Raw genomic sequence first — 26,519 nt, forward strand, 5'->3', positions numbered from 1 at the left:
TGACATCGAATAAAATGGCATATAATAAAAAGAAGAGATGCGCTAACATCTCTTCCTTAACTGCTACCGTATAGGGTGGTAGTTATTATAAGTTATTTCTTTTTACGAAACCCACCCTTTTGCTTGCTACGGCGCGGAGTGGGTTTTTTGTTGTCCTTATCCAGAAGTTGCTTTCACAAATTCTTTTACAAGATCGAACAAAAACTCCATATTATCACCTCCTTTCCTTCCAAATAGAAAGAAGGGATAACCATCCACCCTCTCAATATGCAGTTAAATATATTTTACCAAACGATTGTAAAGATATTATGTAAACAAAACAAATGAAATTTTACATAGAAAAAAACCCATATGAAAATGGGCTTTTTGCATACTATTTATTCTCTTTTAACTTCTCTAACTCCCGCTGTACTTCTTCTTGTAAATTTTGATCTAACACTTCTTGTTGATTCGGAGACTTTAAATTAGAAAAATAGTTACTAGCAGCTGTTTCTGCTTCTAACTTTTGCACATACGATTCAATGCGTGCAAATCCTTTCGCTGTACTTTCTGTATGGAACGAGTCGATCGCTCTGTTGCTTTCTTTTATCGCTTGCGCCGCATTTAACCGTGAAACAAGAACTAGCTCTTTATATTGCAACTCTCCATACTTCTTTTGCAATTTGTCAATTTGTTCATAAATCGTTGCTGTTTGCTCTTTTGTTATTTCGTACTGCTTACGATATAGTTCCGCTCTTTTCTCATTCACAATTTTTTCTTGCAGGGCTAACTGCGCCATTTGATCTTCTTCGCGTGATACGGCAAGCTCAGCTTGGCGAGTTCTCTTTGCAATAAGAGCAACCGTTTCTGAAATTAATGCTTCATATTTTTTTTCTAAATAATATTGATGAGAAAGTGCTTTTTCAGCCTTCGTAATTTGCTGTTCTGTTTCGCGAAGATATTGCTTCAACATGCTAACAGGTTTTTCTATCTTATCTAACGTTTGATGCACATCCGCCACTACAATATTTTTAATACGTTTTAAAATACCCATTATTACTTCTCCTCCTTACGAATGTTACGTTCCCATTGATCTAAAATATCTACTTGTTTTTGTACTTGAAAATCGCTGTATACATCTATATCAGTTGCCATTCTTTTCTCTTTTAATTTTTTATATGCCCAAACAATCGCTGCAACAAATGCAATCATCGGAAGAACTGGTAATAAACCAATAACTAGGAGCAATATGCCTGTCCATTTTTTAACCATATTCCCTTCAGACTTACGAAGGATTAACCAGCCGAAAAGAACAAATCCAAACGCTAACAGGAATGGTATAAAGAATAAACCTTCAAACTCTTTTTCATGGTGTTTTTCATGATGCTGATTTCGCTCAAAGTTATTAAACTTTTCTTTTTGTGTAACGAAAGCTTCCCTTTCTTTATCGTGAGAAACAGTATATGCCGCTTGCTTATGCTTCTCATGATCCCACCTTTCAAACCTCATACTATGTAATCCAAACAATAGTAATGCCAGAAGTAACGGCAGGATCAAAATCCATTTTAACCAACGTAATTTTTTACGTTTATTCTTTTTCATCTGTTCACCACCATCTATCATTTGTTTTGAGATAAGCAAAAAATGTATTACCTCCCTTTACCTTTGATACATATGAGTGTAAAACTTGGACGTGAGAAGAGGATGAAAGAAACATGATGAATATATGAGAAATATCTAAAAATTTTCTCATAATTATTCCAAAACGAAAGAACCCAACTTCTCCATATCAAATAGAGAAATTGGGTTCTTTTTCATTATTTCTATTCACTTTAGAAACTCACATACTAATCTTCTTCAGATTTGAACTTTCAATAATTGAATGGGTATACCCATCTTTCCCAACTCGCACCATAGCTCTTCCCAATTGCTCAGAAGTTATAACACTGCCGAATCTCTTCAATTTTATATTTATATACATCCTTTATCTTATTAGGATGGACCATAACCGATAAGATGAGCAATTATAACTGCTATTAAACCGATTGAGTATTCAATTAGAATTAAAGGGAGAATCCATCTTGCCCACTTTGTCCAGGAAATTCCTGCAATTGCCAAACCAGCCATTAGCGTACCACCTGTCGGAAAAATAATATTTCCAATACCATCCGCGAATGAAAAAGATAATACTGCTGTTTGGCGTGTAATGTGCAATAAATCTGCAAGTGGTGCCATTATAGGCATTGTCAACATCGCATGGCCACTACCTGATGCTAAAATAAAATGAATAGCCACTTGGAAGTTGTACATTCCAACAACACTTAAAAAAGGAGAAATATGTTTCATTTCTTCCGATACTTGGTGAAGTAGAGGGTCTATAATATGTCCTTGATTCAATACGACCAGAATGGCGCGCGATACACCAATGATTAAAGCTCCGCTGATTAAAGATGACGATCCCTGTGTAAAAGATTCTACAGTATCATCAATAGACATCTTGCCAATGATTGCAATTATTATAGTTAAGATAATAAATAAGGATGCAATTTCTGTTATATACCATTTGTACTTAATAACACCGAATACAAGAATAATATAATTGATTAAAAATGCCGTTAATATCCATTTATGTCTTTTTGTTAACTCTACTTTCGCTGTTAATAGGCTGTCTGACTCGTTTGTATCGAATTTTCCGTAAATCCCCATTGACGGATCTCTCTTTACTTTCATAGCATGACGATAGACGAATGTAACAGCAATTACATATATGACTACGAATAAAACTAGGCGGAACCCCATACCCGAATACATTGGTAGACCCGCTATCCCTTGCGCAAGCCCCACTGTAAACGGATTCATAATTGCGGTTGTAAATCCGACGGACGCCCCTACCAATACCATCGCAGTTCCTGTTATAGTATCAAATCCAATCGCAAGAGCCAGTGGAATAAACAGAGGTACATAAACCAAAGTTTCCTCAGCCATCCCCATTAATGATCCGCCAAGTGCAAAGAACAACATTATAAGAGGAATCATTAACTTTTCACGATTTGCGAGTTTTTTTGCCATCGTTGAAACAAGAGCCTCAACCGTACCTGATGCCTTTAATACACCAAAAAACCCTCCGATAATAAGAATAAAAAAGATAATATTAGCCGCTTCTACCAGCCCTGTAGGAATAGTTTTTATCATATCAAAGAATCCAAGTGGCGCTGATGCAATCCATTTGAATGAATTTGGATCTACTGTTGTATACCCATTTTTTTCAATATGTGCATATTCTCCAGCTGGCAATATATGTGTAATCACGGTTGCAATGACTAAGAGGACAAGTAACATTGCAAATACGTTTATTTTCCGTTCTCTTTTTTCCTTTTTTTCTTCCGGCTCGAATGAAACTGCCTTTTCTGATACTTGACTCATATACCAATCCCCTTTGCAATAAAATGAAACTTTAATCATTGGAGGCTTTGTTCATCCCCCAATGATTATTAGCCCACACCAATTAGTAGCCGGCAGTCTGGTTTCCCCACTACCATGACGTACCAAGCTATCCATCAATTCTTTTATTTATAACACTCTAGGATTTAACTACCTTTTTACTAATTTCATTTACAAATTGGTTAAATAAACGCTGCTGTAGAGCATCCCTTTCCGACATCATTTCTGGATGCCATTGAACCGCTGCTACATAACGATGAGCTTTCGATTCAATAGCCTCTATCACACCATCAAAGGACCATGCGCTCGCCTCAAAATCTTTCCCCAGCGTTTTCACTGCTTGATGATGAAAAGAATTAACCATTAAGGATTTTTGGCCAATTGCCTCATAAATTTTCCCCTCTTCAAGAAGATCTATGGAATGAGAGCCTTGCCATTTACGAAACTGTTCCCGAACATGGAAATATTCTGGTCCCATCTCATGCTCTAAGTCTTGATAAAGAGATCCACCAGCTGCAACGTTTAACACTTGTAATCCTCGACAAATTCCTAGAATAGGAATATCTTTTTCTAAAGCCTGCTTTGCCAGATTTAATTCAAAATTATCTCGTTCTTCCTCTACAGTGCCTATATACGCTTTTGGAATATCACCGTAATAAAATGGATTGATGTCCGCTCCACCAGCCAATAACAATCCATCTAATTGGTTAAGTGTGGAATCGATTTGATCAGCTTCCTCAATTGGAAGTAGAACAACCGTTGCACCTGCTCGTTGAAGTGAACGGATGTAGTCATAAGAAAAGATAGCCATATCTTGACCTGGTAACCCTCGTAAGCCCTCCTTTCCTATTTCACTATGATCAATATAATACCCAGTAACACCAATTAGTGGTTTCATTTCCTCTCACCTCATAATTTAAATGGTTTCGTTGTCTTTCTCTGTTGAAATTTTATATTCTGAACCTCCCTTTTCTAGCAAATGGTAAAGAATCGAATATGTAAATTACTACTCTACTAATTTCATTATTTCTTTACACACCATTTATACAAGCAAATATCGTGCCAATATTTAAATTCGAATAATTATTTACATAATTTTAAATAATTTGTCGTTTTATCGACACTTGCTATGTTGATATGTATTATAATTGGTTATTAATTGGTTATATAATGACCAATTAATAACCAACTTTAGACCAATTAAATTCAACTAAGAGGTGTTCTATGAATGAATTTGAAAACAACCACATTGTATTGATTACCGTCTTAAAAGAAACACGAAAAGCCCTACATCAACAACTAACGGAGATGGTAGGTGATCTCATAGATATAGAAAGTTTTTCTGTAGAAGAAAGTATTCCAAAAGTATTTCATTCCACATTAATCGTGTTACCTAATAAATTTACTATAGAAACGGTCAAAGACTTTATTGGGGAAAACTGCGAAGTAATAATAGCAAAACGAACATTAAATTATGAAAGCGTGGATCAACTTTTATTTTTGCCGGAAGGAACACAAGCACTATATGTGAATGATAATCCTGAAACAGTATATGAATCGATTGAAACTATGCGTCAATTGGGACTGAATCATATTGAATATATCCCATACTATCCTGGAAAAACGAATATACAAATGATTAAGCTTGCAATCACACCTGGCGAACTTGAAATCATCCCCGACTTTGTAGAAAAAGTGATTAATATTGGTCATAGATTAATAGATATTACTACAATCATGTCCATTCTAGATCGATTTCATTTAATGGAGGAGTCAGGTAACCATGTTTCTGAGAGATACTATCGAAAAATAGTAGATTTAACGAAGAATCTAGCTAAAGCTCATCGACAACTTCATCAAGTTATTGATGGTGTTGGTGATGGAATACTAGCTATTGATTATAAAGGAAGGATTGTTGTCTTTAATGAATTCCTGGAAAACATGCTTAAAATAAAAAGCAAAAATGTTATTGGTCATCCTATCGATACCACTATTAATAATATTGATTTGGTAAATTTCATCCTTTCAAATAAGCAACAAGAAAGCGGTATATTTGTTGTAAATGGCTTGGATGTGATAGTGGAACGTCTGCATATAAATGATCAATCGATTATTGTTACTTTTAGAAATGCCCTTAAGACCATTGGATTTGAACGTAAATTGAGAAAAGAATTTGTCAAAAAAGGATACGTAGCAAAATACAACTTTCATGACATCGTTGGGATTAGCTCTCCTATCCAAGAAACGAAACAAATTGCCAAAAGGTTAGCTAAAACTGATTTAGCTGTTTTAATTGAAGGTGAAAGTGGTACCGGAAAAGAGTTGTTTGCAAGTGCCACTCATAATGCTTCCCTTCGAAATAGCGGTCCTTTTCTTGCCGTTAACTTTAGCGCTTTATCGGATGATTTAGTCGAGAGTGAATTATTCGGTTATGAGGACGGAGCGTTTACCGGGGCAAAAAAGGGCGGAAAAATGGGATTATTTGAACAAGCAAATGGTGGCACTATTTTTTTAGATGAGATTGGAGATATTAGTCTTAAACTTCAAGCACGACTACTTCGAGTATTACAGGAAAAAGAGATCATGCGTGTCGGTGGAAGCCAAATCATCCCTATAGACGTTCGGATTATTGCAGCAACCAATAAGGATCTACTGAAAATGATTCGAGAAAATGTGTTTAGAGAGGACTTATACCATAGGCTTAAGGTACTCTTTATACACCTTCCCGAATTAAGGGCTCGTCGAAATGACATTGAATTATTAGCTAAACATTTTGTTGCGCTATCGGACCCTAAAGTCAAAATTGAACAAGAATTAATTGAAGAACTTCAAGGATATCCATGGTATGGAAATGTAAGAGAACTTAAAAATACCATAGATTATATGCTTGCTGTCCGTACCGGAAACCAAATAACAAAAAATGATTTGCCTAATCAGCATTATTTTCAAAAGCCTCCACATAAGAAAACAGATAGCGACCCGATCGAGAGCATACCACCCTTTTATTCAAGTTCAACCGCTCTTGATGAAGAATCACTTTTCATCCTTAACCTCATCATGAATTATGAAGAAAAAGGAAAGGCAATCGGAAGAAGGATTATTTCTGAAAAGAGCCAAAAAGTCGAAATGAAATTATCTGAGGCACAGGTTAGACACCGGTTGAACTTCCTGAAAATTAGAGGGTATTTGCAAATAAAAAGAGGTAGGGCAGGAATTAATCTAACAAGAAAGGGTTTGGAGATCCTAACCACAAACTTAGAACGTAACCTTTGATTCCTTATCATCGATGTAGTACAATTCAAAGTTTTTTTGCTGGTAATGGACCATACTTTTACCCTATCAAGATGCCACATTTTAGATTTTACCATTCCAATGTGCCATTGATTGGTGGACTCGTTAAACCTTTCAGTTCATGCTAATTATTAGCCAAGCTTCTCTGAGAGATTGGTAGTTTACGTCATAAGATCCAATCTTGAACTAGCTCCAAGGTTGATAGAAGTACTTTACGAAACAAAATTTTTAAATGGAAAGAGGCTATTTTATAAACCGATTGAACCGGATTATAAAATAGCCTCTTTATTATGAAGAGAAAAAAGCGTCGATAAATTTTTGTTCCAAATATTCAGAATTGATATTAAAATAAACGATAGGGATAGGGGTATGGAATCATAAATTATACATAACGAGGGAATAGAAATGAAAATTCAATTAAAAGCTGATTTAATGCTACTACTAGTTACATTTTTTTGGGGTGCATCCATCCTACTTACAAAGCTTGGACTTGATGGCATAGAAGAATATAATTTAATCGCATTACGATTTATTATTGCCTTTCTTTTATCAGGTTTAATATTTTACAAACACTTATTCAAAGTCGATTTTAAAACTGTAAAATATGCTTTTATACTAGCTTCCGTTTTATTTATCGTTTACATTTTCGCGACATTCGGTACAAAGTATACAAGTGTGTCTAATGCTGGTTTCTTACTATGTCTCACAGTCATTTTCATTCCGATATTATCAGCTATATTTTTAAAACACATTCCTGAAAAGAAAGTTATATTAGGAATTGTGTTAACGATAATAGGAATTGGCTTATTAACATTAACTAGTGAATTCAAGATCGGTAACGGCGATATATTTTGCATATTGTCTGCTTTATTTTATGCCATTCATGTCATCATTACTGGAAACGTAACAAAACATGTGAACTCGATTGCGCTCGGGGTCATACAACTCGGTTTCGTCGGCCTATTTAGTCTTATTTTTTCATTAGTGATGGAAACCCCAAAACTTCCTAGCACGATCAACTCATGGCTAATCATATTAGCCTTAAGCATATTTTGTACCGCAGTCGCATTCATCGTGCAAGTTATCGCCCAGCAATACACGACGCCAACACATACGGGACTTATCTTTTCATTAGAACCTGTCTTTTCGGCAGGGTTTGCCTTTGTTTTCACAGGCGAAACGCTCACAGGGAAAGGATACTTAGGGGCGACGCTTATATTAGTAAGTGTGTTGATTGCTGAGGTGGATTTTAAGGGGTTGTTGAGGCCTAATTATAAGAAGAATATAGAGTAAACATTTCACTATGATCAATAAACATACCCCAGAAAAAATATGAGTTTATATTATTTTCATTCTCTTCACTTAGATTTTCTTTTAAATGAGACTTTTTTAGATGCTATCTTCGAATAAGGTAGCATCTAAAAAATGTTAAAATAAATTTGCCCCTAGTATCTTCTTATATTTTATGTAGCCTTCATATTTGACCTTTTCTACGTTCTTTGAAGTAAAGATGTTCAAAATTACTTACTGAATATAGTCATACAGATTTTTCGCTAACAATAAACAAGTTACTGTAATGAAAAGAGCACGAACATACCCGCTTCCTTTTTTTATAGCAAATTTGGAGCCAACAATCCCTCCAGCAATTTGAGCAATCCCCATTATAAAACCATACACATAGTTTACTTGCCCTACATACATAAACATCAACAATGCACCAACATTACTTCCTAAATTAAGAAGCTTCGCATTACCTGCTGCTTTTAAAAAATCATACCCAATAAATAAAAGAGAAAACATTAAAAACGAACCTGTGCCAGGACCTAAAAATCCATCATAAAAACCAATAGTAAAAACAAAAAAAGTAAAAATAATGACGTGTCGACCAGACAATTTCTTATGAGTGGAAATACTACCCCAATCCTTTTTGAATATCGTATAAATAGCAACCGCACCAAGCATAATCAGCATCAATGGCTTCAGTACTTCTGGGTTCATTAAATGAACGGTCCATGCCCCTATTATGGAACCTACGAAAGTGAGTGGAACTAATTTAAACGCCGATTTCAAATCAAGATTACCAGAACGATAAAACACAATATTACTAGTTGCACACCCCATTGTCGACGCTAGTTTATTCGTAGCTACTGCACTTGCTGGATTCAGTCCTGTAAATAATAAAGCGGGTAAGGCAATGAGTCCTCCACCACCTACAACTGAATCAATAAATGCAGCTAAAAATCCAAAAGCAATCAAAATAATTAATACTGATGGGTCTAAATAAAAATCCATACTATTAACCTCCCCTTTAGTCACTATCAAAATAGTAACTAATAATTTGCTAAATGTAAACAGTTATTGTAACGTTGAAATATAAAAGCAAACATCGGAGGACGAAAAAAGTGGACTACATAGTGCAACAGCTTAAAAAAATTGGTTTTAATGAATATGAAGCTAAATCTTATGTATCTCTTGTTAAACAGGGGCCTGTCACAGCCTACCAAGTGAGTAAGGATTCGGGTATCCCAAGAGCGCGAATTTACGAGATTTTGGGTAACCTTGTAGAAAAAGGAATTGTCATGAAGGAAGAAATAAATGACACCACTCGCTATTCACCTCTACCTGTTGAAATCTTTTTACAAAAGGCGCAATCAGAATGGCAGTCTACTTATGAAGTAATCAGTGATTCATTAAAAAAACTAGAAACTTTCGAGGAAAAAACAGATAATCGAGTGATTACTTTAAAAGACAATAAAACAATAATTAGCTACTGTCAGGCATTAATAAAAAAAGCCCAAAAACGTATTGTCATTTCAATGTGGGATGAGATGTATGAAGCGTTAAAAGAGGAACTATCTGAGGTAGCTGATAAAGTTACAGTACAAGGTATTACCCTGCATGTTGAAAATCCCATTAAAAATCTAGAAGCCCATCGTATAACACCTTATACAGAAACCCTGTCTACAGAACATTGGTTTATTTTATCGATAGATTCTAAAGAGATGATTTATGGACCATCACTTGAGGAGCGTAATATTGCTTTTTATACAGATGATCCCGTTCATATATACCTATTAGAGGATTATGTATGGCATGATGTTTTAGTGAATCGACTTGTACAACGTAGCCAAGATGATTTGGAGCAATGGATTACTACAGAGAGAAAATCCTTCTTTATGGAAAAATAAGAAACATATTCAAGAGCAAATCAAAAAATTTGCGTATTAAACCTAACAACTTCTCCGTACAAAAATAGCTGACTATTATATAGTAAATAGTCGGCTATTTTTATATAAATTTATACAGACGCTGCCATTTTCCCTTTGTGGAATATTCCCATTAACCCAGCGATTAATGAGATAAACGCTTCTCCCACTCTTTCACCGTCTCAATTGTTACATCTAATTTCTTAGCCACTTCCTCTATACTCATTCCCTTAAAGAGCATTCCAGCTGAAGAAAGAGCTTTATCTATTTCTTCTTGCTTCTCTTGCTCATATAAACGACCTACTTTTGTCAACCATAACCACTCCTTTACCTTTTTATATGCCTTCTTCTATTTTATCATCCACTCTCCACAAACCGCCCAAACTCCTTCAAAAATCTCAGCTTAAAACTACCCACAGGCCCATTCCGATGCTTCGCCACATGGATCTCCGTCATCTCTTTCTGCATCGTTTCCTTATCATAATAATCTTCACGATACATAAGCATAATGACATCCGCATCTTGCTCAATTTGCCCTGTCTCTCTTAAATCAGATAAAAGTCGTCGCTTATCTTGACGTGACTCTACGGAACGAGACAATTGCGACAATGCTACTATACAAACATTTAAATCACGCGCTAACAACTTAAGCTTACGAGAAATCTCACTAATCTCTTGAAATCGATTACCCTTATGCTTTGGATCACCCGTAATAAGCTGCAAATAATCTACAATAACTAACAACTTTTTATCGCCATGCTTCCGCTTTAACTTACGAGTCTGCATCCAAATATCCTGCATTGTAACACCGGCTTTATCATAAATCTCAAGTGGCAACTCACCAATCTCCGCGAACGCCTTACTCACCTTTTCCCAGTCTTCTATCGTAAAACGATGCTTCGGATTTTTCAGCCTACCTCCTGACACTTCGCCCGCGCAAGACGCCATCCTTTTTAACAGTTGCTTACTACTCATCTCTAACGAAAATAACCCAACCGCCGCTCCAGACTTCGCCGCATGCAGCGCGATATTTAACGCAAACGCCGTCTTCCCCATAGAAGGACGCGCTCCAAGAACGACAAAATCCCCTTCCTGCAATCCGCACGTCATCTTATTTAACGATGTATAACCAGTCTCAATACCAGTATTCTCTTTCGTATCTTGATGAAGCTCCTCATACAAACCAACTAACGCATCCTTCAAATCAAACTCACATACATAATCCTTTTCCTCTAACTCACAAAGTTCCGTAATCGTCTCACCGATAATTTTCTCATTCTTCTCCGCAATAAGACGCTCTCCCATCTTGTGCCCGAGAACGCCAGCCTGATACATTTTCCATGCACCTCGAACAAGCCCCTCATAATAAGAGAAGTTGGCAGTTGTAGGCACACCCTCTATTAATGCTATAAAATACTCCATTCCCCCGATCCCCTTCAAAAAGTTCGGATCTACCCTAGAAATGAACGTAACAAGATCAATCGGTTGCCCCTCTTCTTCCATTTTTCGCATCAGCTGAAATATAGACTTGTGCACTGGCATCGAAAAATACTGCTCCGTCAAACGGCACTCCTTAATAAGCTCTCCATCAAGTAATAGAGAACCTAACACCGTCTTCTCCGCCTCCACATTTTGAATACTCATGGACGCCACCCTCGTTCCGCTAAAAAGCGCTGCAACTCTTCCTCAGACGGTACATTCTTCTCCCACTCCTCGCACCTCGTCAAAAACTCCTCCGTCTCCCCAGTACTAACAGACGACTCCTTCTTCCTAAACTGAGTCGTATCCGCCTCAACCTCACAGACTTTCGTAAACCCTTTCCCGTGCCAGCCCCTCAAAATCCCCTTCACATAAGCAACCGTCCGCTTATTATTCTCAAACGCAATTTGAAGAGCCTTCAGCACAAGCTCCTCTGACAAATCTTCCATCCACGCACTCAGTTCCTCCACAGTATGCGGAGACAAACTACCGAAATGTTGCTCATAAAAAGAAAACACACGGCTTCCCGTCTCTTCCTCTATAACCTCTTCTTCCTCTGTCTCCTCGCAAACTGGCTCTACATCATCCACAGTCAAATCACTCGGCATACCGAAATGTGCTAAAAGCATAGGAACATTCAGCTCCTCCTCTACACACTTCTGAAGAAACATATGTACATACTCCTTATTCTTCACACCCTTCAGCTCACGAAGCACACACTTCTCCACATTCGTATTCGTCACCGGGTTATAACGAAGCCAATTTAGAATAAATAACTCCCTCGTCTCCGCATCATAAAGAATCTTTCCATAATCAATAAAGCGCTGCACAAGCTTATCAACAGTCTCCCGATTATAACCAGTCTCCATCTCAGCTAACCGCTTCGGAAAAGGAAAAATCCCACACTGCGTCGTCTTCGAACAAGTTAACAAATACACATAAAAATACCGCTCCTCCGGCGTCAAATCTAAAACAAAATCATCCTGCCAAAAATTCACCTGCACATTACGATACACCGCCATCCTAATTCCTCCCGTCTCCGTTCAAAAGTGAAAACCTCTTCATAATATATATGGGAGGAGGGCCGGGTTTTTGGCGTGTTATTTCAAATTTTTTTCGACTCCTACTACGGTGTTTGTTGGTGTTTTTGTTTTGTTGTGTTTTTTCTTAGTGATTTATTACTTGGTAGGGGCTTGCAAGGGGCTTATGAGGGGTTAGTTATCGGTTACTTCGATTAGAAACACTCGATCTGAGAAGCCGCCTCGTTCTTTTGCTTTCTTTTTTCGGATGTTGTTGATTTCTTCTAGTGTTGTGCCTTCGTGTTCGGCTAGGGCGTTTATTAGTTCTAGTAGGTCGGATAGTTCTTCGAGTTTATGGGATTTTGTTGTTGCTTCTAAGTATTCGGTTAGTTCTTCTTCTGTTTTTTTGCAGATTTCTTTTATGTATTCATCTTCAGGTAGGATTCTTGTTGTGGGTGTTTTTCCGTTGGATTTTATTATTTGTGGGATTTTGTTTCGGATTAGTTTGTTGTAGGTTGGCATGGGATTTTCCTCCGTTAGGTTTTTCTTCTATTATAATGGAAAAGCAGTTTAACTAGGTGTTAAACTGCTTTGTTGCTTCTTTTATATAGTTTTCTTCTTCGATTGTGAAGAGGGTTGGGAATTCGGATAGTGGAAGGTTTGATTTTTGGATTATATCCTCTATATCACTTTGAGGTGTATCAAGATAGTTCGTTACCTCTTCTATTACATTGAAAAATTCCTTCAAGGCAACTTGAACGTCATGATGACTCGGATTCTTCTCCTCTTCCTTATACTTTTTCAACTTCCCTATCACATCCATAAAACGTCGATCAAAATTTTCTTTTAATTTCTTATCATTATAAAACGCTTGAACACTATCCTTTGAAAAGTGTTCCTCTAACCATTCTTTATTTTCTTTCTCCCATATAAAAGTTTGCAGAAAAGAAGAAAACAAAGCAACATCCACTCGCTCTTCCTTTTGAAATTTCTTCGTCATCTCATCCATATGCGAAAGCACCTTCGCAATTCTTTCTTGCTCTGCCAAAAGCAATCCTCTTTGAAAATGCATTTGTCTTAAAAAATCTTCCGCCTCAATATCACGCTGCAATATAATATTTTGAATTTCCCCAAGCGAAAAACCGAGATGCTTAAACGATTGAATTTGCTGCAGCACATACAAATCATCTTTCGTATATAACCGATGCCCACCCTCAGTATAATCGCTCGGTTTTAATAAATTAATCTTGTCATAATAACGAAGCGTCCGCACCGTAACATCCCCAACACTTGCAAACTCACTAATCATCCACGCCATATCATCACCTACTCCGCGAACTTCTCTTTCACATACTGAAGCATATAAGAAAAGCTCATCTCATTCCGCCTACAATATTGAAACAAACCTACAACAAGCAATACAAAAGGAACATTCCTTCTATAACGATGTTCATACTCACTAATACCGTCATAAAAGTACTCATACTTTCTTTTTCGTAAAATAATATAAATCGCAATAAACAACACTGCGGCCATAATAAAAATTCGCTTTCCCCTTATCTCCACTTCTTGTTTCATCACCTATTCTCCTTCCACTATATACTTATCTTCTTTAAATAAAGGAACTCGAATGAAATAACGATATGGCTCGTCGCGTATTACTTTCCACGCAACAATGATCACTTGAACGACCTCTAAGGCAAATACAATCCAAAATAAAACATCACTAATACGCGAACTTATATTAAATAGAAGAAAGATTAAAAAATGAAAGTTGAACGCCTTTCGGCAATGGTATTTGTACACTTCATTTTTACGTGCCAGTGTGATGTACATGAATAGTGGTGAAAAAATTCCTATTGCGGCTGATAGTAGTAACATGATGATGGTATTTCTTTTTTCTTTTGTGGTGGTTTTCATGATTGGTTTGGTCCCCCCTTTTTGATTTGTCTTCTTTAGGTTAGGGGGTGACGTTGGGGGAGGTGCAAGAGGATTATATAGATTAAATTTAGTAACACCAATATAAATAAAATATGACCTTTACCTTGACAGGGTGGAGGTCATCATTTTAATTTTACATCCACTTTATTTACAAATAAAAAGAAGAGCATATACCTCATATGCTCTTCTTCCCATAGCTAACAATACACTTTATTCAACTAATATTTATCTATAATATTTAAATGTTTCTCCACTTCACCTAAAATCATTAGTTCCATGCAAAAATAAATTTGGCCTTTATCCATGACTTAATCACCTTTGTATCTAAGTGCTATTCCTTAACATTTAGCACTTCTAAAACCTCCCTAAACAACACCGAACTCCTACCAACAACCAACTCCAAAGGAACTTCCTTAACTCGCCCATCTCTCCCCACCATAACAACCCCATTCTCATAATCAACCCAAATCTGAACATCCTGCACATAATAACTCTTAATAGCAGAAGCCTCATCTAAATTGCGATGATCCAACTCAACTTTAACCTGCTTCGTAAAACGGCGTAGTGTTTTCCAAAGAATTCGTTCTTCCTTTGATTTCATGAAGAGTTCCGGGAGTTCTTGTACTTCTTTTAATAACGACATAGTTGTTATTGTGTATGTTTGAATGCCGTATCCTACTGGGCAGATGAGGTGGTCTAGTTTTTTCCATGGCTCTAGTTCGAAATGTACATAGTCATCGTTTTGTTGCATTTGAATGTGTTTGATTTTCGCTACGTATTGAATGCCACCTTTTTCTCCGTGCCATTTTTTCGGTGCATATAATGCTATGTACTTCGCCTCTTGCCATCCTGGTTTTAGTTGTGTGACCGGTAGCTGATATAAGCCATTTTTTCTATATGTTTCATAGTCACTTTCAGTTTTCACGCTGCCCACTAATACTTGTTCTTCTAATGAGGAGTGCCATTCTTCTTTTGTTCCTCTTGGAAGAATACCTTCTCTTATAATTTCTTCTGGGCTCTTTTCAATAAGGTGATCTAAAAATTGTTCGACTAGTCTTGTTGCGTTTGGTAAGAACGGGAAGCCGCCGATATTTACTTTTTCAATACTTTTATAAAATGGATGATTCTCATATGCTTCCTCTTGGTTCCACGGGAATAGTACGTACGCTCCGTAAGCTGTTCGTTCAAATGGTCCTTCTTGTTCTACTACTAGTGCATCTCTGTAACGGTGCATTGTGTTAATGTCTTCTTCCATCGGACCAGGCGTACCATACTTCCTTTTGTAATGAGTTTTTTCAGCAAAATCAATTCGATATTTCGCATCAAAAATGTATTGATATTGATAGCTTTTTCCCTTTTTCTCAATAGCGAGCATCGTATCTGGCTTTTGTGTAACTGTTGGTAGTCCGCCATTTCTTTTCTGGAAGTAAAGTTCGATTACTTCATCTGTGTCCGGATGTTTGAACGTTCTTTTCGCAGTTTTACTTTCATCTAGCGTTACATATAAACCATCTTGCTTAACTTGAATAACATCTTGATGGAGCGGTATATACTTTTTCGATAGAATTTGTCCGAGTTTTAAATATGTCCAGTATTCATATAACCTAGCAACATCTTTTACCGACATTTTGAAAATTTGTCCTCGTAATGTTAAACCACGCGATAGCATTAAGAAGATTTGATACGCATCTCTATAGCCTGCCGCCATTTGAATAACGAGTGAAAAAACTGAGCGATCTAATTTTCCAATTCCTCTCCAAAATGGATCGTTCAATTCATTTTTCATTCGATACTTCATATTCTTTACACGTTCTAGCAAATCCTCATCAATTACATCACGCCCAAATCTAGATCTTTGCTCTAATGCCTTAAGTAAATCATCTATTTTATGTACGACTCTTTGAATCATCCATTTAACAAATCGATTTTCCAGCGTATCATAAGACACTTCCTTATAAGCTGTAATACCTTTAGTTGGTATACCGTTTTCACCTTGCAACAAGTGTGGTCGTTTTCGCAAATAGTTCATTCCGACAGAATCCAATTTACGAATTTTTTCTCCTCGTACTAGTTGATGCCTAGTCATAAGCGTATGATGCGGTTGTCTTTTAATGTGAGAGATCGACTTCATAAATCGCTCAAAGGAATCATTTAAAATACGATAAAATTCACTCTTCGATGGATTTGTAGCGTAAATTACAGATGCTCCTAAGTAAGTTCTCTTTAGTAAATGAAACGCTAAATTATAAATTTCATCATTTACCTCATCTAATAAAGCTCTGTAATCATCCTTATAATCAAGCTTTGCCGGGAAAACTTCAAATGTAACAGTTAATAAAGTATCTTTATCATCTTTAATTTCAAACGTTGTATTTCCTACTTCATTCGGAAATGAAAGATTCCCCATTAACACATGAAGTGACCCCATTTGAATAGAACTAACTTGTTTTCGAAAACCCGGATGTTCATGATAAAAAGAAAACTGCCTATTATTTTTCGGAACAACAACAAGCTGATAACTTCTATTCTCAAAAAAGATTGGCGGGTGTTCGTTCCATTCGTCTAGCCTCTGCAATCTCGCATCAAATACAGAAACAGATTCTGCCTTCCCCTCTACATGAAAATACATCATCTCATCTGCGTTCATAGTGTGATATTCTTTTAAACTCTCATATTTTTCATGATAAGGATTTCCTTTAATCGTCAATGATAGCTCCTCTGTTTCAATCTTAACTAGCTCTATCTCATTATTAGATCCAGAAAGAGGTGAAACCATCATACTCGAACCTCCTTAACATATGAGAGAGCTTGTTAGCTGATCGATGATACTTAGCATATGAAGCATCATTATTGCCGCTATCATATTCTTCATTTGCACATAATACATACAACTGCTTTAATACCTCTTCTGTTCTTCCATCACTACCTGCAAGACGCGGTAAAATCTTTTGATATATTTGATAATCAAGTGCTTCATCGAATGACAATAACTTTCCTTTTTCGTTGTATGCCATATAGAAGCAAATTTCATCTCGTATACGATATCCAACTTGGGCTCCAACTGATTCAAGGGTTTTATTTATTTCTATTAGAATATTTGATATGTTTCTCACAAGATCTTCGTTTTCTTTAAAACATTCTTTTAAATGAAGATACTTCGTTTCTAAAGAGCCATTAGAAACAATTTCAGCCTCTTTCTCTTCTATATCCATTAAAAAATTAAAATAATCTAAGTTAACGGTATTAAATTCAATTGTATTCGCACGATCTAATACTTTTTTACTTAACGGATGTGTCGTTTCATCCATATTTACAGTTCCAATAATATATACATTTGATGGAATCGTAAGATGCTTATTCGTAATTGATTCTGGAAGTACTGGTGACGTAACAATTTTTCCATCTTTCCATTTACGACTTTCAATTACACTTAAAAAATCACTAAAGTAGTATTCCACTCGAGCTAAATTCATTTCATCCAACACTACAAAATAAGGTCTGTTTGGATTTGCATCTGCATTTTCAAGAACCTTAATTAACGGTCTTTCTTGAAACTCCCCTTGAAGGTTCACATACCCAAGCAAATCAGAACTATCACTCCAATCAGGTCGAACCGGAATAAGCGTAAATTGTCCATTCTCTTCCGTTGCTCCTAAGCTCTCCGCAAACCACTGAACAATTTTCGTTTTCCCTGTACCTGAAATACCTGATAAAATCACAAACGGCTTCGTCTTTAATGAAAGGAAGAAATTAATAAGATCCTTTTTCTCATAAAAGAAACCTTTACTTTGAATATAAGAAGACACATGATCGATAATGGATTGTTGATCTAAATACACTTCTTTCCTCTCATAAATCATTTCATATTTCGTCCCTTCCTCTTTGTAAGCAATAAATCCCTCATAATAACGAAGCATTTCTTCTAGATCTTCTACTAACTCTTTTTCACTTGGCATTTTATTAGCATCGTACGCAATATAAGCCGCTGTTGAATTCGCATATCCTTTCGCTTTTGGACTTGTTCCTAGAAAAATCTCATCATCTTTTTTTACCTTTGGGGACATATGTATTTGTTCACGAATCTCTTCTTTAATCTTTTGCATCTCTTCTTTAGACGTTTCCGTCACACCTTGTGCCAACGTTAAATATAATCGCTCCATATCTTCACTAAATAAATAAACGATATAATATCCTCGCTGCGTAGATGTCGTAATATCTTTATTCATAATTGCAAGCCATGGAACAGCAGCCCAGTTTCCTTGTCCAATTGATCCTGTGACAACATACTGATTATGATCAATAAATGGTAACCTCGTTATTTCCGTTGTCATCTCATTCCTAACAACCGATCCCATTTTATGGCCCGCAAATCTTTCTGTCCTTGCCTGTAAATACTCATTCATTACCGTTAAAAACTTTTCACGTAAATTACTGTTCATACTACCGCCCTTTTCTACATCATCTTTTACATATCGTTCAACAGGAATCCATTCATCATTAATTAGCCCTACTTGTTCCAGCCAATCCAGTAAGTTATTTGTTCGCCTCTTCGCCACTGATTCAACCATCAAATTATCCCCTAATGCATTTCGGACAATCGTCATTCCCAAATCAACTAGAGCTTCTTTCTTTTCATCTTTTGAATACATCTCAAACAATCCAAGAACAAATAAAGCATGTCGGAAATATTCCTGCTTTAAAACTAACTTAACAATGTAGACCTTTTTATCTTCCGATTGAACATATTCATTTAATAGAAGCTTATTCATTTCATGCGATTCATTGAAAAAGCCCAACAATCTTAAATCTTGGCGCGCATTAGATTTCACTCTATATAAATTTTCATCCGTTTGTTCACGTAACGTACTTGGATTATATGTACCATTCATTATCTCTTCTAAAAAGAGCATGACTTTATCGTATTTTTCGCTTGGTAGGTTATCGGTTTGGAATTCTTTAAATGTAATAGCTCGCGATCCAGTCACATTCACAAATGGAAACTGAGAAAAAAAAGCTACCAAGAAAGCATTACATTCTCCCGCTTGCCCAAAATCCTCATGCTTTACCTTACGAACATCAATAAGTTTTTCCCAAGCATTCTTAAGAATTTCAAAACTCACTTTAAAATAAGATATTGCTGTCTCGCCCTTTTCATATTGCTCAAGTGAAAGTTTAGTTTCAACGTATAATCCTTCATCATCCTTGTTTATAACCAAATAAGGTTTATTACCTTTTATATCTTCAACCTGCTTCGTTGATTTAGCCAATTTAATTATGAGTTGCTCTAACATTTTCATCCCCACCGTTACAATAAATTACAATTACTACTATTTTACCAAACTATGTATAAAAGAAAAATCATACGCCATACCGTATGATTTAATAATTTCTATTATTCGCCACTAGCTTCCCATACTCCTGACTACTCTCCTCAAGAAATATCCTACTCTCTCCACTATTCTTATAAAAAGAATTCCAACCCCGCTCCCTCAAAATCCCCTTCCAACTATCACTCTCCACCATCCGCTTAATAATACTATCCCAATAAGCAACCTCTTCCTCCGTCATATCTTTCGGACCCATAATTCCTTTCCAGTGCTGGAAGACAACGTCGATTCCTTGTTCTTTCCACGTTGGGATTTCTGGTAGTCGGTCTAGCCGTTTTGGTGCGGATACGGCTAGTATTTTTATTTTGCCGGCTTTGTATTGTTTTTCGGCTTCGGATAGGGTCATTGTTGCGGCGCCTATTTGTTTGTTCATTAGGGCGTTTATGATTTTTTCTTTGTTTTCGTAGACGAAGAATTGTAGTTCGGCAGGATTTATGCCGAATGCTTTGCTTACTTGTACGAATGATAGGTGATCGTCGTTTCCTAGGCCTGGGGCAACGCCGATTTTGAAGTTTTTCTTGTCTTGTTTTAGTTGTTCCATTAGTTGTTTTGCAGTTTCTATGTTTGATTCTTTTGATACGACAACGACTTCCCAGTCCGACGCTAATGTTGCGAGCGGTGTGAAGTCTTTATATGTTAGTTTACTGTGGCCTAGTAGGTTGTTCGTTATGAGTAAGCTTGAGTTAATCGCCAGTACGTGACCGCCTTTTTGTTTCGTATATTTCCATCCGACGTCACCACTGCCACCTACTTTGTTTGTGACAGTGATTGGTTTTGTGAAGATTTTTTCTTCTGTTAGTGTTTTTTGCATCGCCCGTGCTGTTAAGTCCCATCCTGCTCCTTGAACGTTTGGCGCAACAATTTCAACTTCTTCTATGCTCACTTTATTCTTGTGCGTTTTTTCTACGGAACAACCAGCTATTACTCCTGTCATGATCCATATACATAGTAATAATCGTTTTTTCATAGCCCTCGTCCTATGCGATATTTTCGTTCTGGTCGTCCGATAATGCCGTATGTGTACTCTACTGTGCATTCGTTTGTCGCTACTAAGTATTCTAAATATCTTCTTGCGGTTGTTCTGGAGGCCCCCATTTGTTCTCCCATTTCTTCTATTGTAATTCCCTCTTCGAATCCTTTTATAATTCCTTTCACTTTTTGCAGTGTTAGTGGATCAACACCTGTCGGTAAGTTTTTCATGTCTTGTATTTGCGAAGTGCCGAAAAAATTATCGATTAGTGCTTGATTTACTTCATTGTTACTATGTAACAGTTGCTTCTTTCTTTTATAGTCTTCAATTATTCGAACAAATTTATCTAACGTGACCGGTTTTATAAGGTAGTTGCTTACACCGTTTCGAATTGCCTTTTCTAACATATGGTTTTCATTCGCCGCTGTAACCATAATGACGTCAACGTTTGGAAAGTCAGCATGGATTTTCGGCAATAAGTCTGTACCAATTCCATCTGGTAAATAATTATCTAATAGAAGTAAATCGATTTCTTCCTTTTGTAGTAGTTCCATCGTTTCTTTTGCGTTCAATGCTTTTCCGATCACTTTTACGTCCTTTATTTTTGATAAAAACTCCTCTTGAATTTGCGCGACGCGGAAATCATCTTCTGCAATTGCAACCTTCAACATATGTCCATCCCCCTGTTTGTCATGTACTTTCTCTCAATGTTTTCGGAAGGTAAATTGTAAAAATAGCTCCCCCATTTTTCTCGTTTTGAATTTCAATTGTTCCCTGTAGTAGATCTACCATTTCTTTCACGTTTGCTAGCCCGTAACCACGATCATTTCCTTTCGTTGAAAACCCTTTTTGAAAAATGGTCGTGATTTTTTCTGCCGGTATCCCTGCTCCACTATCTATCACTTCAAACACAATATCGTGTCCAATATCCGTAACAAAGAAGGAAACACTCTTTTCCTCTTGTCCACTCACCGCATCAAACGCATTGTCGATTATGTTTCCAAGGATCGTAATAAGGTGCGAAACTTTTATATGTTCTGGTAACGGTTGAAGCGCACTATCTCCTTCAATATGAAAATCAATTTTCTTCTCAGATGCTGTTCCGATTTTTCCTAATAAAATAGCTTGTACTTTCGCATCATGAATTTGATGGAATAAAATATGGTTTTGGCTTTGATGAATGTTCGATTCTTGTTGGATAAATTCAATCGCTTCTTTGTAATGTCCTAACTGAAGTAATCCTGATAAGACGAAAAGCTTATTTGTAAATTCATGTGTTTGGGCGCGTAAGTCCTCTGAATACTTTCTTACTTCAGATATTGTATTCACTAGATTTTGCAGTTCTGTTTTATCTCTAAAACTACATACAACGCCTACCGTACTGTTATTTTCGAGTATCGGTGTCCTATTTAAAATAAACACTTTATCTTGAAACGCGATTTCTTGGTCGTTTTCTAGCACTCTTTCCATATTAAATTCCGGCAAAACTTTTGAAATGTGCTGCTGCATATAGTCATCACTTACATGCAACATTTCTTCTGCCGACGTGTTCATCATTGTAATAAAACCATTTTGATCAATAGCGATAATCCCTTCTTTTATGGATAGTAGTATCGCACTTCGTTCCCGGTATAGCGCCGCAATTTCATTCGGTTCTAAACCGAGTGTATCTTTACGAATGCTACGTGCTAAAAGAATGCCGCCAACAATGCCGGCTAATAATACCGCTAAGGAAAAGAGGATAATTTCTTTCGTTCTGCTCAGTATGTTAGATTCAATACCCTTTATTAAAAACTCTACTGTCACAACGCCTACGACTTGATCGTAGTCTCCGTTATGAACAATAATGGGTGCCTTCGCCATTAAAGCCGGACCACTTTCACCATTTCCTTCGAGTGTATAATAGCCACCAAAAGTGAGTGCTTCATAGTTATATGGATTGTTACTCTTTGTACCAATCAACTCCGAATTAGAATGTGAATACATAACGCCATAACGATCTTCTATAATTACATAATCTGCACCAGCTTGCTCACGAACTTGTTCCGCAATAGATTGAATAGTACTTTTATGCTCGTTGTATTGAAAAGCATCTTTTATAGCTGGCATAAAAGACAAAGATTTAGCCGTTTGCAGAGCTAACTGTTCTACTTGGCGCTTCGTATCAACGGACTGAATGTAAACAAATATTCCCGCTAATAGAAGAACAACAAATAAAATTAACGTAATAATTAAGCTTACTATTTTCGTTTGCAATGATACTTTACTTGATTTCTTCATGCTTCATATCCTTTGATAAAATATTCAAAACTATCAATCTCCTTTTTCTATTATTATGACAAAACTGAAAATGAAGCAACTATTAAAACTCTCCATGTACATAAAGTACAAAAAGAATAAAATTGTCATAATATTGAGATTCCATTCTATAGACAGTACAATTCAACTACGATGAACACGCTTTCATACATACCTTTTATTACTAAGCAAGAGGAGGAATTATTATGGCTCAAGCAAAATCTAACCGAGTCGCCGGCAATATCTTTAAAGGTTCCGTCGGCAATTTAATTGAATGGTACGACTGGTACGTTTACTCTGCTTTTGCTGTTTATTTTTCAGCAGAGTTCTTTCCTAAAGGCGATCCAACGAGCCAATTACTGAACACAGCCGCTATTTTCGCAGTTGGATTTTTAATGCGCCCTATCGGAAGTTTATTAATGGGACGTTATGCAGATCGACACGGCCGCCGGGCAGCATTAACGCTTTCTATTACAGTTATGGCCGGTGGTTCTTTAATTATCGCCTGTACACCTAGTTACGAAAGCATCGGTATTATGGCGCCAATTATTTTAGTTCTTGCTCGTTTACTTCAAGGGTTATCACTTGGCGGAGAGTATGGAACTTCCGCAACATATTTATCTGAGATGGCTAGTAGTGGACGCCGTGGTTTTTATTCAAGTTTTCAATATGTAACGCTCGTTGCTGGACAGATGGTTGCGTTAGGTGTTCAAATTGTTCTTCAGCAATTACTAAGCGAACCAGATATGAAAGCTTGGGGATGGCGTATTCCATTCATTATTGGTGCGATGGGAGCAGTAGCTGTATTATGGCTTCGCCGCACAATGGATGAATCGGAGCAGTTCTCAAAAATGGAATCTAAAAACCGCGAAAACGCAGGAACCGTTCGCGCTCTTATGAAACATCCGAAAGCAGTATTAACAGTAGTCGGTCTAACACTAGGAGGCACTGTCGCATTCTATACGTACACAACATATTTACAAAAGTTCATGGTAAACACAGTCGGTCTCCCGAAAGAAGTTGTAAGCTGGATTAACTTTGTCGCACTACTTATATTCGTCGTACTTCAACCAATTGCAGGGCTACTATCCGATAAAATTGGACGCCGCCCACTATTAATGGCTTTCGGTATTCTCGGAACGTTACTAACAGCACCAATCTTCTTCTTTATGGAAAAAACGACAGAACCAATGGTAGCATTTTTACTCATGATGGTCGGCCTCATTATCGTTACTGGTTACACTTCCATTAACGCGATTGTAAAAGCCGAACTCTTTCCAACTGAAATTCGCGCACTTGGCGTAGGTTTACCATATGCACTAACAGTTGCAATATTTGGCGGAACAGCCGAGTTCATCGCATTATGGCTAAAAAGTATCGGAATGGAATCACTATTTTACTTCTACGTAGCTGGATGTATCGCGATAAGCTTTATTACGTATTGGCGTATGGATGAGTCATCGAAGACTTCGCAGATTGAGGCGGAGCTTGGTGGCGGGGATAAACTAGCTAATAATAAATCTAGTTAAAATTATGTATTCTATGTTCTTCGTTTAACTGAACTCGATTTGCTTTATCTAAAAAAGCATAATTCATTAATATACAATTTAAAAACCTCTACTTATATGTAGAGGTTTTTGTATGACGAAAAAACACGTAGTTCCATTGTTATTTTACAAACCCCAAATTCTTCCTCATCTTAAAGTGGAACAAATTTATTACTTAGAGTGTCTAATAAGTGTATTTCTAACATTAGTTGTCCAGATTGGATACAACATATCCCGTTTGACATCTATTTTTATGTATTACAAAAAAAAGAAAGGACTTATTATTCCCAAAAGTAAAAAATATGTATTGTAATACTTTCACAGGTGAACCATTACAAGTGGAAACAAAAAAGAAACAGCCCAAACCGTGACTTATCAATCATATAAACGTTTTGGATGTCCTTTAACCTGTGAAATTTTAGCTGCAGTAGTATTGTTACCCTATGCCATCTTTAATTGCATTGGTATTTAGAATACCTAGACAAAATCCATATATTCTTGAAAGAGGTTGAAAATTTATGTTCGTTTTAAACAAGTTCTTTAACATTTTACATTACAAAAAGATTGTGCCTGTAGTATTACTTTCATGTGTATCACTTATAGGTTGTTCCAATAGTAACACTCAATCTGAACCACCTAAACAAACGAATCAAGCTAATCAAATTAAACAAGAAAATACAGGTAATCAATCTTTCGCTAAACTTGAAAAAGAATATGATGCTAAGCTTGGTATTTATGCACTGGACACAGGTACAAATCAAACTGTTGCTTATCATTCAGATGATCGTTTTGCATTTGCATCTACATCCAAATCATTAGCTGTGGGCGCTCTTTTACGCAAGAACTCATTAGAAGCTCTTGATCAAAGGATTACGTATACTCATGAAGATCTTTCTAATTATAATCCAATTACTGAAAAGCATGTTGATACAGGAATGACTTTAAAAGAACTTGCAGATGCTTCTGTTCGATATAGTGACAGCACAGCACATAATTTGATTCTTAAACAGTTAGGGGGCCCCTCTGAATTTGAAAAAATCTTGAGAGAAATGGGAGATACTGTTACTACTTCAGAACGATTTGAACCTGAATTAAATGAAGTGCATCCAGGAGAAACACACGATACCAGTACACCAGAAGCGATAGCTAAGACACTTCAATCATTTACATTAGGAACTGCACTTCCAATAGAAAAACGTGAACTATTAGTAGATTGGATGAAGAGAAATACAACTGGAGATAAATTGATTCGTGCGGGCGTACCAAAAGGCTGGGAAGTAGCTGATAAAACAGGCGCGGGATCTTACGGAACAAGAAATGATATCGCAATTATTTGGCCACCAAATAAAAAGCCGATTGTTCTTGCTATACTTTCTAATCATGATAAAGAAGATGCTAAATACGATGATAAACTTATTGCAGACGCAACCAAAGTCGTGTTAAATACCTTAAAAGCTACGGAATAAATGATAATAGGTTAAAAGTTTTCTATTTTAGGCGGGTGTTTTCATCAAATAAAAATTTGATAGTGTCCCTAAAACATCTGGACTTTAATAGCCAACTAAAAAATGCAAACAAAAAGACCTTTAATCAGTCGTTTTGTTTGCATTTCCTTTTTCTAAAACTACAGAAAAGATAAGTACTATAGTTAACACCATAATAAACCTTACTTCACTTCCATCACTTACAAAAAATGAATACAAAGTATAAATTAAAATTAATATTCCATAAATAACTTTGTGCAATGAACTCCCCCCTTTTTGCCGTATATATTTTAGTGCAAAAATTTAATTCAAGCCCTATATCAAAATGAAAAGCACCTGTGATATACACAAAGTGCTTTTCTCTTGTCAATTTATCTATTTTCACTATATTTATCTATTTTCTTTTTATAACTCAAATTTCTTCGAATCGTACTTTTCTAGAGTTTGCTGTAATTCATTTTGTTCATATGGAATATG

At 36.4% G+C, this 26,519-nt stretch carries 23 protein-coding genes and 1 pseudogene; 5 read left to right on the top strand and 19 right to left on the bottom strand.

All coding sequences use genetic code 11. The features are described 5' to 3' along the window. Nucleotides 1–373: 373 nt before the first annotated feature. The 5 genes and pseudogenes from AC1DKZ_RS08465 to AC1DKZ_RS08485 form a co-directional block, all read right to left on the bottom strand. On the bottom strand, nt 374–1,033 hold the full coding sequence (locus tag AC1DKZ_RS08465) for a PspA/IM30 family protein (protein ID WP_476995975.1): 660 nt from the start codon (nt 1,031–1,033) through the stop codon (nt 374–376). Nucleotides 1,034–1,035: 2 nt separating this feature from the next. Further along, on the bottom strand, nt 1,036–1,581 hold the full coding sequence (locus AC1DKZ_RS08470) for a hypothetical protein (protein ID WP_476995992.1): 546 nt from the start codon (nt 1,579–1,581) through the stop codon (nt 1,036–1,038). 238 nt (nt 1,582–1,819) lie between these two features. After that, nucleotides 1,820–1,951: pseudogene (locus tag AC1DKZ_RS08475) on the bottom strand (epimerase); the annotation flags it as partial. Nucleotides 1,952–1,971: 20 nt separating this feature from the next. After that, nucleotides 1,972–3,402, bottom strand: coding sequence for a YfcC family protein (locus AC1DKZ_RS08480; protein WP_476995976.1), 1,431 nt, complete (start codon nt 3,400–3,402; stop codon nt 1,972–1,974). A gap of 157 nt (nt 3,403–3,559) precedes the next feature. Next, nucleotides 3,560–4,318 (bottom strand): gamma-glutamyl-gamma-aminobutyrate hydrolase family protein, encoded by a 759-nt coding sequence (locus tag AC1DKZ_RS08485; protein ID WP_476995977.1) that lies wholly within the window; start codon nt 4,316–4,318, stop codon nt 3,560–3,562. A gap of 326 nt (nt 4,319–4,644) precedes the next feature. On the opposite strand from AC1DKZ_RS08485, the gene AC1DKZ_RS08490 reads away from it, so the two are divergent. Both AC1DKZ_RS08490 and AC1DKZ_RS08495 read left to right on the top strand, forming a co-directional pair. Continuing rightward, a complete protein-coding gene (locus AC1DKZ_RS08490; protein ID WP_476995978.1) occupies nt 4,645–6,693 on the top strand; it encodes a sigma 54-interacting transcriptional regulator in 2,049 nt (682 codons plus the stop codon). Nucleotides 6,694–7,116: 423 nt separating this feature from the next. Next, the gene (locus AC1DKZ_RS08495; RefSeq protein WP_476995979.1) at nt 7,117–8,004 is read left to right on the top strand and encodes a DMT family transporter; all 888 of its coding nucleotides are present in this window, start codon (nt 7,117–7,119) and stop codon (nt 8,002–8,004) included. 231 nt (nt 8,005–8,235) lie between these two features. Here AC1DKZ_RS08495 and AC1DKZ_RS08500 read toward each other — a convergent pair whose 3' ends face one another. After that, nucleotides 8,236–9,003 (bottom strand): TSUP family transporter, encoded by a 768-nt coding sequence (locus AC1DKZ_RS08500; protein WP_087996498.1) that lies wholly within the window; start codon nt 9,001–9,003, stop codon nt 8,236–8,238. Nucleotides 9,004–9,113: 110 nt separating this feature from the next. On the opposite strand from AC1DKZ_RS08500, the gene AC1DKZ_RS08505 reads away from it, so the two are divergent. Next, nucleotides 9,114–9,899 (top strand): TrmB family transcriptional regulator, encoded by a 786-nt coding sequence (locus tag AC1DKZ_RS08505; protein WP_002087282.1) that lies wholly within the window; start codon nt 9,114–9,116, stop codon nt 9,897–9,899. 163 nt (nt 9,900–10,062) lie between these two features. On the opposite strand, the gene AC1DKZ_RS08510 is transcribed toward AC1DKZ_RS08505, so the two are convergent. The 12 genes from AC1DKZ_RS08510 to AC1DKZ_RS08565 form a co-directional block, all read right to left on the bottom strand. Continuing rightward, complete coding sequence (locus AC1DKZ_RS08510; RefSeq protein WP_476995980.1) at nt 10,063–10,230, bottom strand: MerR family transcriptional regulator; 168 nt, start codon at nt 10,228–10,230, stop codon at nt 10,063–10,065. 44 nt (nt 10,231–10,274) lie between these two features. Then, nucleotides 10,275–11,561, bottom strand: a complete 1,287-nt coding sequence (gene dnaB, locus AC1DKZ_RS08515; protein ID WP_476995981.1) for a replicative DNA helicase — start codon at nt 11,559–11,561, stop codon at nt 10,275–10,277. Then, entirely contained in the window at nt 11,558–12,418 is an 861-nt protein-coding gene (locus AC1DKZ_RS08520) for a DnaD domain-containing protein (RefSeq protein WP_476995982.1), read from the bottom strand. Before AC1DKZ_RS08520 ends, dnaB begins: the two co-directional genes overlap by 4 nt. 192 nt (nt 12,419–12,610) lie before the next feature. Further along, on the bottom strand, nt 12,611–12,937 hold the full coding sequence (locus AC1DKZ_RS08525) for a nucleoside triphosphate pyrophosphohydrolase (RefSeq protein ID WP_476995983.1): 327 nt from the start codon (nt 12,935–12,937) through the stop codon (nt 12,611–12,613). Nucleotides 12,938–12,989: 52 nt separating this feature from the next. Next, nucleotides 12,990–13,733: a MerR family transcriptional regulator gene (locus AC1DKZ_RS08530; RefSeq protein ID WP_242248145.1), complete on the bottom strand. Its 744-nt coding sequence runs from the start codon at nt 13,731–13,733 to the stop codon at nt 12,990–12,992. Nucleotides 13,734–13,741: 8 nt separating this feature from the next. Then, complete coding sequence (locus AC1DKZ_RS08535; protein WP_113733421.1) at nt 13,742–13,993, bottom strand: hypothetical protein; 252 nt, start codon at nt 13,991–13,993, stop codon at nt 13,742–13,744. A gap of 3 nt (nt 13,994–13,996) precedes the next feature. Continuing rightward, a complete protein-coding gene (locus AC1DKZ_RS08540; protein WP_113733420.1) occupies nt 13,997–14,335 on the bottom strand; it encodes a magnetosome magnetite crystal formation protein family in 339 nt (112 codons plus the stop codon). Nucleotides 14,336–14,687: 352 nt separating this feature from the next. Further along, nucleotides 14,688–17,132 (bottom strand): DUF2357 domain-containing protein, encoded by a 2,445-nt coding sequence (locus tag AC1DKZ_RS08545; protein ID WP_476995993.1) that lies wholly within the window; start codon nt 17,130–17,132, stop codon nt 14,688–14,690. Next, nucleotides 17,107–19,647, bottom strand: a complete 2,541-nt coding sequence (locus tag AC1DKZ_RS08550) for an MrcB family domain-containing protein (protein WP_476995984.1) — start codon at nt 19,645–19,647, stop codon at nt 17,107–17,109. The genes AC1DKZ_RS08545 and AC1DKZ_RS08550 overlap by 26 nt, the downstream gene beginning before the upstream one ends. 88 nt (nt 19,648–19,735) lie before the next feature. Beyond that, nucleotides 19,736–20,710: a tripartite tricarboxylate transporter substrate binding protein gene (locus AC1DKZ_RS08555; protein WP_476995985.1), complete on the bottom strand. Its 975-nt coding sequence runs from the start codon at nt 20,708–20,710 to the stop codon at nt 19,736–19,738. Then, complete coding sequence (locus tag AC1DKZ_RS08560) at nt 20,707–21,384, bottom strand: response regulator (RefSeq protein WP_476995986.1); 678 nt, start codon at nt 21,382–21,384, stop codon at nt 20,707–20,709. The genes AC1DKZ_RS08555 and AC1DKZ_RS08560 overlap by 4 nt, the downstream gene beginning before the upstream one ends. A gap of 19 nt (nt 21,385–21,403) precedes the next feature. Continuing rightward, nucleotides 21,404–22,993 carry an ATP-binding protein gene (locus tag AC1DKZ_RS08565; RefSeq protein ID WP_476995987.1) on the bottom strand — a complete coding sequence of 530 codons (1,590 nt, stop codon included), beginning with the start codon at nt 22,991–22,993 and terminating at the stop codon, nt 21,404–21,406. 224 nt (nt 22,994–23,217) lie between these two features. Between AC1DKZ_RS08565 and AC1DKZ_RS08570 the strand changes: the two genes are divergently transcribed. Continuing rightward, complete coding sequence (locus tag AC1DKZ_RS08570) at nt 23,218–24,540, top strand: MFS transporter (protein WP_105585704.1); 1,323 nt, start codon at nt 23,218–23,220, stop codon at nt 24,538–24,540. A 536-nt stretch (nt 24,541–25,076) separates the two neighbouring features. Then, entirely contained in the window at nt 25,077–26,024 is a 948-nt protein-coding gene (gene blaIII / locus AC1DKZ_RS08575) for a class A beta-lactamase BlaIII (RefSeq protein WP_002016516.1), read from the top strand. A gap of 120 nt (nt 26,025–26,144) precedes the next feature. Here blaIII and AC1DKZ_RS08580 read toward each other — a convergent pair whose 3' ends face one another. Further along, nucleotides 26,145–26,303 carry a hypothetical protein gene (locus AC1DKZ_RS08580; protein WP_002087303.1) on the bottom strand — a complete coding sequence of 53 codons (159 nt, stop codon included), beginning with the start codon at nt 26,301–26,303 and terminating at the stop codon, nt 26,145–26,147. Nucleotides 26,304–26,519: the final 216 nt, after the last annotated feature.

Source organism: Bacillus sp. 05T21, from assembly GCF_056396785.1.

Bases quoted from the DNA above. Each gene is read 5' to 3' on its own strand.
- AC1DKZ_RS08560 (WP_476995986.1), bottom strand. From the start codon at position 21,384: ATGTTGAAGGTTGCAATTGCAGAAGATGATTTCCGCGTCGCGCAAATT.
- AC1DKZ_RS08500 (WP_087996498.1), bottom strand. From the start codon at position 9,003: ATGGATTTTTATTTAGACCCATCAGTATTAATTATTTTGATTGCTTTT.
- AC1DKZ_RS08530 (WP_242248145.1), bottom strand. From the start codon at position 13,733: ATGGCGTGGATGATTAGTGAGTTTGCAAGTGTTGGGGATGTTACGGTG.
- AC1DKZ_RS08535 (WP_113733421.1), bottom strand. From the start codon at position 13,993: ATGAAACAAGAAGTGGAGATAAGGGGAAAGCGAATTTTTATTATGGCC.
- AC1DKZ_RS08545 (WP_476995993.1), bottom strand. From the start codon at position 17,132: ATGGTTTCACCTCTTTCTGGATCTAATAATGAGATAGAGCTAGTTAAG.
- AC1DKZ_RS08555 (WP_476995985.1), bottom strand. From the start codon at position 20,710: ATGAAAAAACGATTATTACTATGTATATGGATCATGACAGGAGTAATA.
- AC1DKZ_RS08525 (WP_476995983.1), bottom strand. From the start codon at position 12,937: ATGCCAACCTACAACAAACTAATCCGAAACAAAATCCCACAAATAATA.
- AC1DKZ_RS08480 (WP_476995976.1), bottom strand. From the start codon at position 3,402: ATGAGTCAAGTATCAGAAAAGGCAGTTTCATTCGAGCCGGAAGAAAAA.
- AC1DKZ_RS08550 (WP_476995984.1), bottom strand. From the start codon at position 19,647: ATGTTAGAGCAACTCATAATTAAATTGGCTAAATCAACGAAGCAGGTT.
- AC1DKZ_RS08470 (WP_476995992.1), bottom strand. From the start codon at position 1,581: ATGAAAAAGAATAAACGTAAAAAATTACGTTGGTTAAAATGGATTTTG.
- AC1DKZ_RS08465 (WP_476995975.1), bottom strand. From the start codon at position 1,033: ATGGGTATTTTAAAACGTATTAAAAATATTGTAGTGGCGGATGTGCAT.
- AC1DKZ_RS08485 (WP_476995977.1), bottom strand. From the start codon at position 4,318: ATGAAACCACTAATTGGTGTTACTGGGTATTATATTGATCATAGTGAA.
- AC1DKZ_RS08570 (WP_105585704.1), top strand. From the start codon at position 23,218: ATGGCTCAAGCAAAATCTAACCGAGTCGCCGGCAATATCTTTAAAGGT.
- dnaB (WP_476995981.1), bottom strand. From the start codon at position 11,561: ATGAGTATTCAAAATGTGGAGGCGGAGAAGACGGTGTTAGGTTCTCTA.
- blaIII (WP_002016516.1), top strand. From the start codon at position 25,077: ATGTTCGTTTTAAACAAGTTCTTTAACATTTTACATTACAAAAAGATT.
- AC1DKZ_RS08495 (WP_476995979.1), top strand. From the start codon at position 7,117: ATGAAAATTCAATTAAAAGCTGATTTAATGCTACTACTAGTTACATTT.
- AC1DKZ_RS08490 (WP_476995978.1), top strand. From the start codon at position 4,645: ATGAATGAATTTGAAAACAACCACATTGTATTGATTACCGTCTTAAAA.
- AC1DKZ_RS08520 (WP_476995982.1), bottom strand. From the start codon at position 12,418: ATGGCGGTGTATCGTAATGTGCAGGTGAATTTTTGGCAGGATGATTTT.
- AC1DKZ_RS08540 (WP_113733420.1), bottom strand. From the start codon at position 14,335: ATGAAAACCACCACAAAAGAAAAAAGAAATACCATCATCATGTTACTA.
- AC1DKZ_RS08565 (WP_476995987.1), bottom strand. From the start codon at position 22,993: ATGAAGAAATCAAGTAAAGTATCATTGCAAACGAAAATAGTAAGCTTA.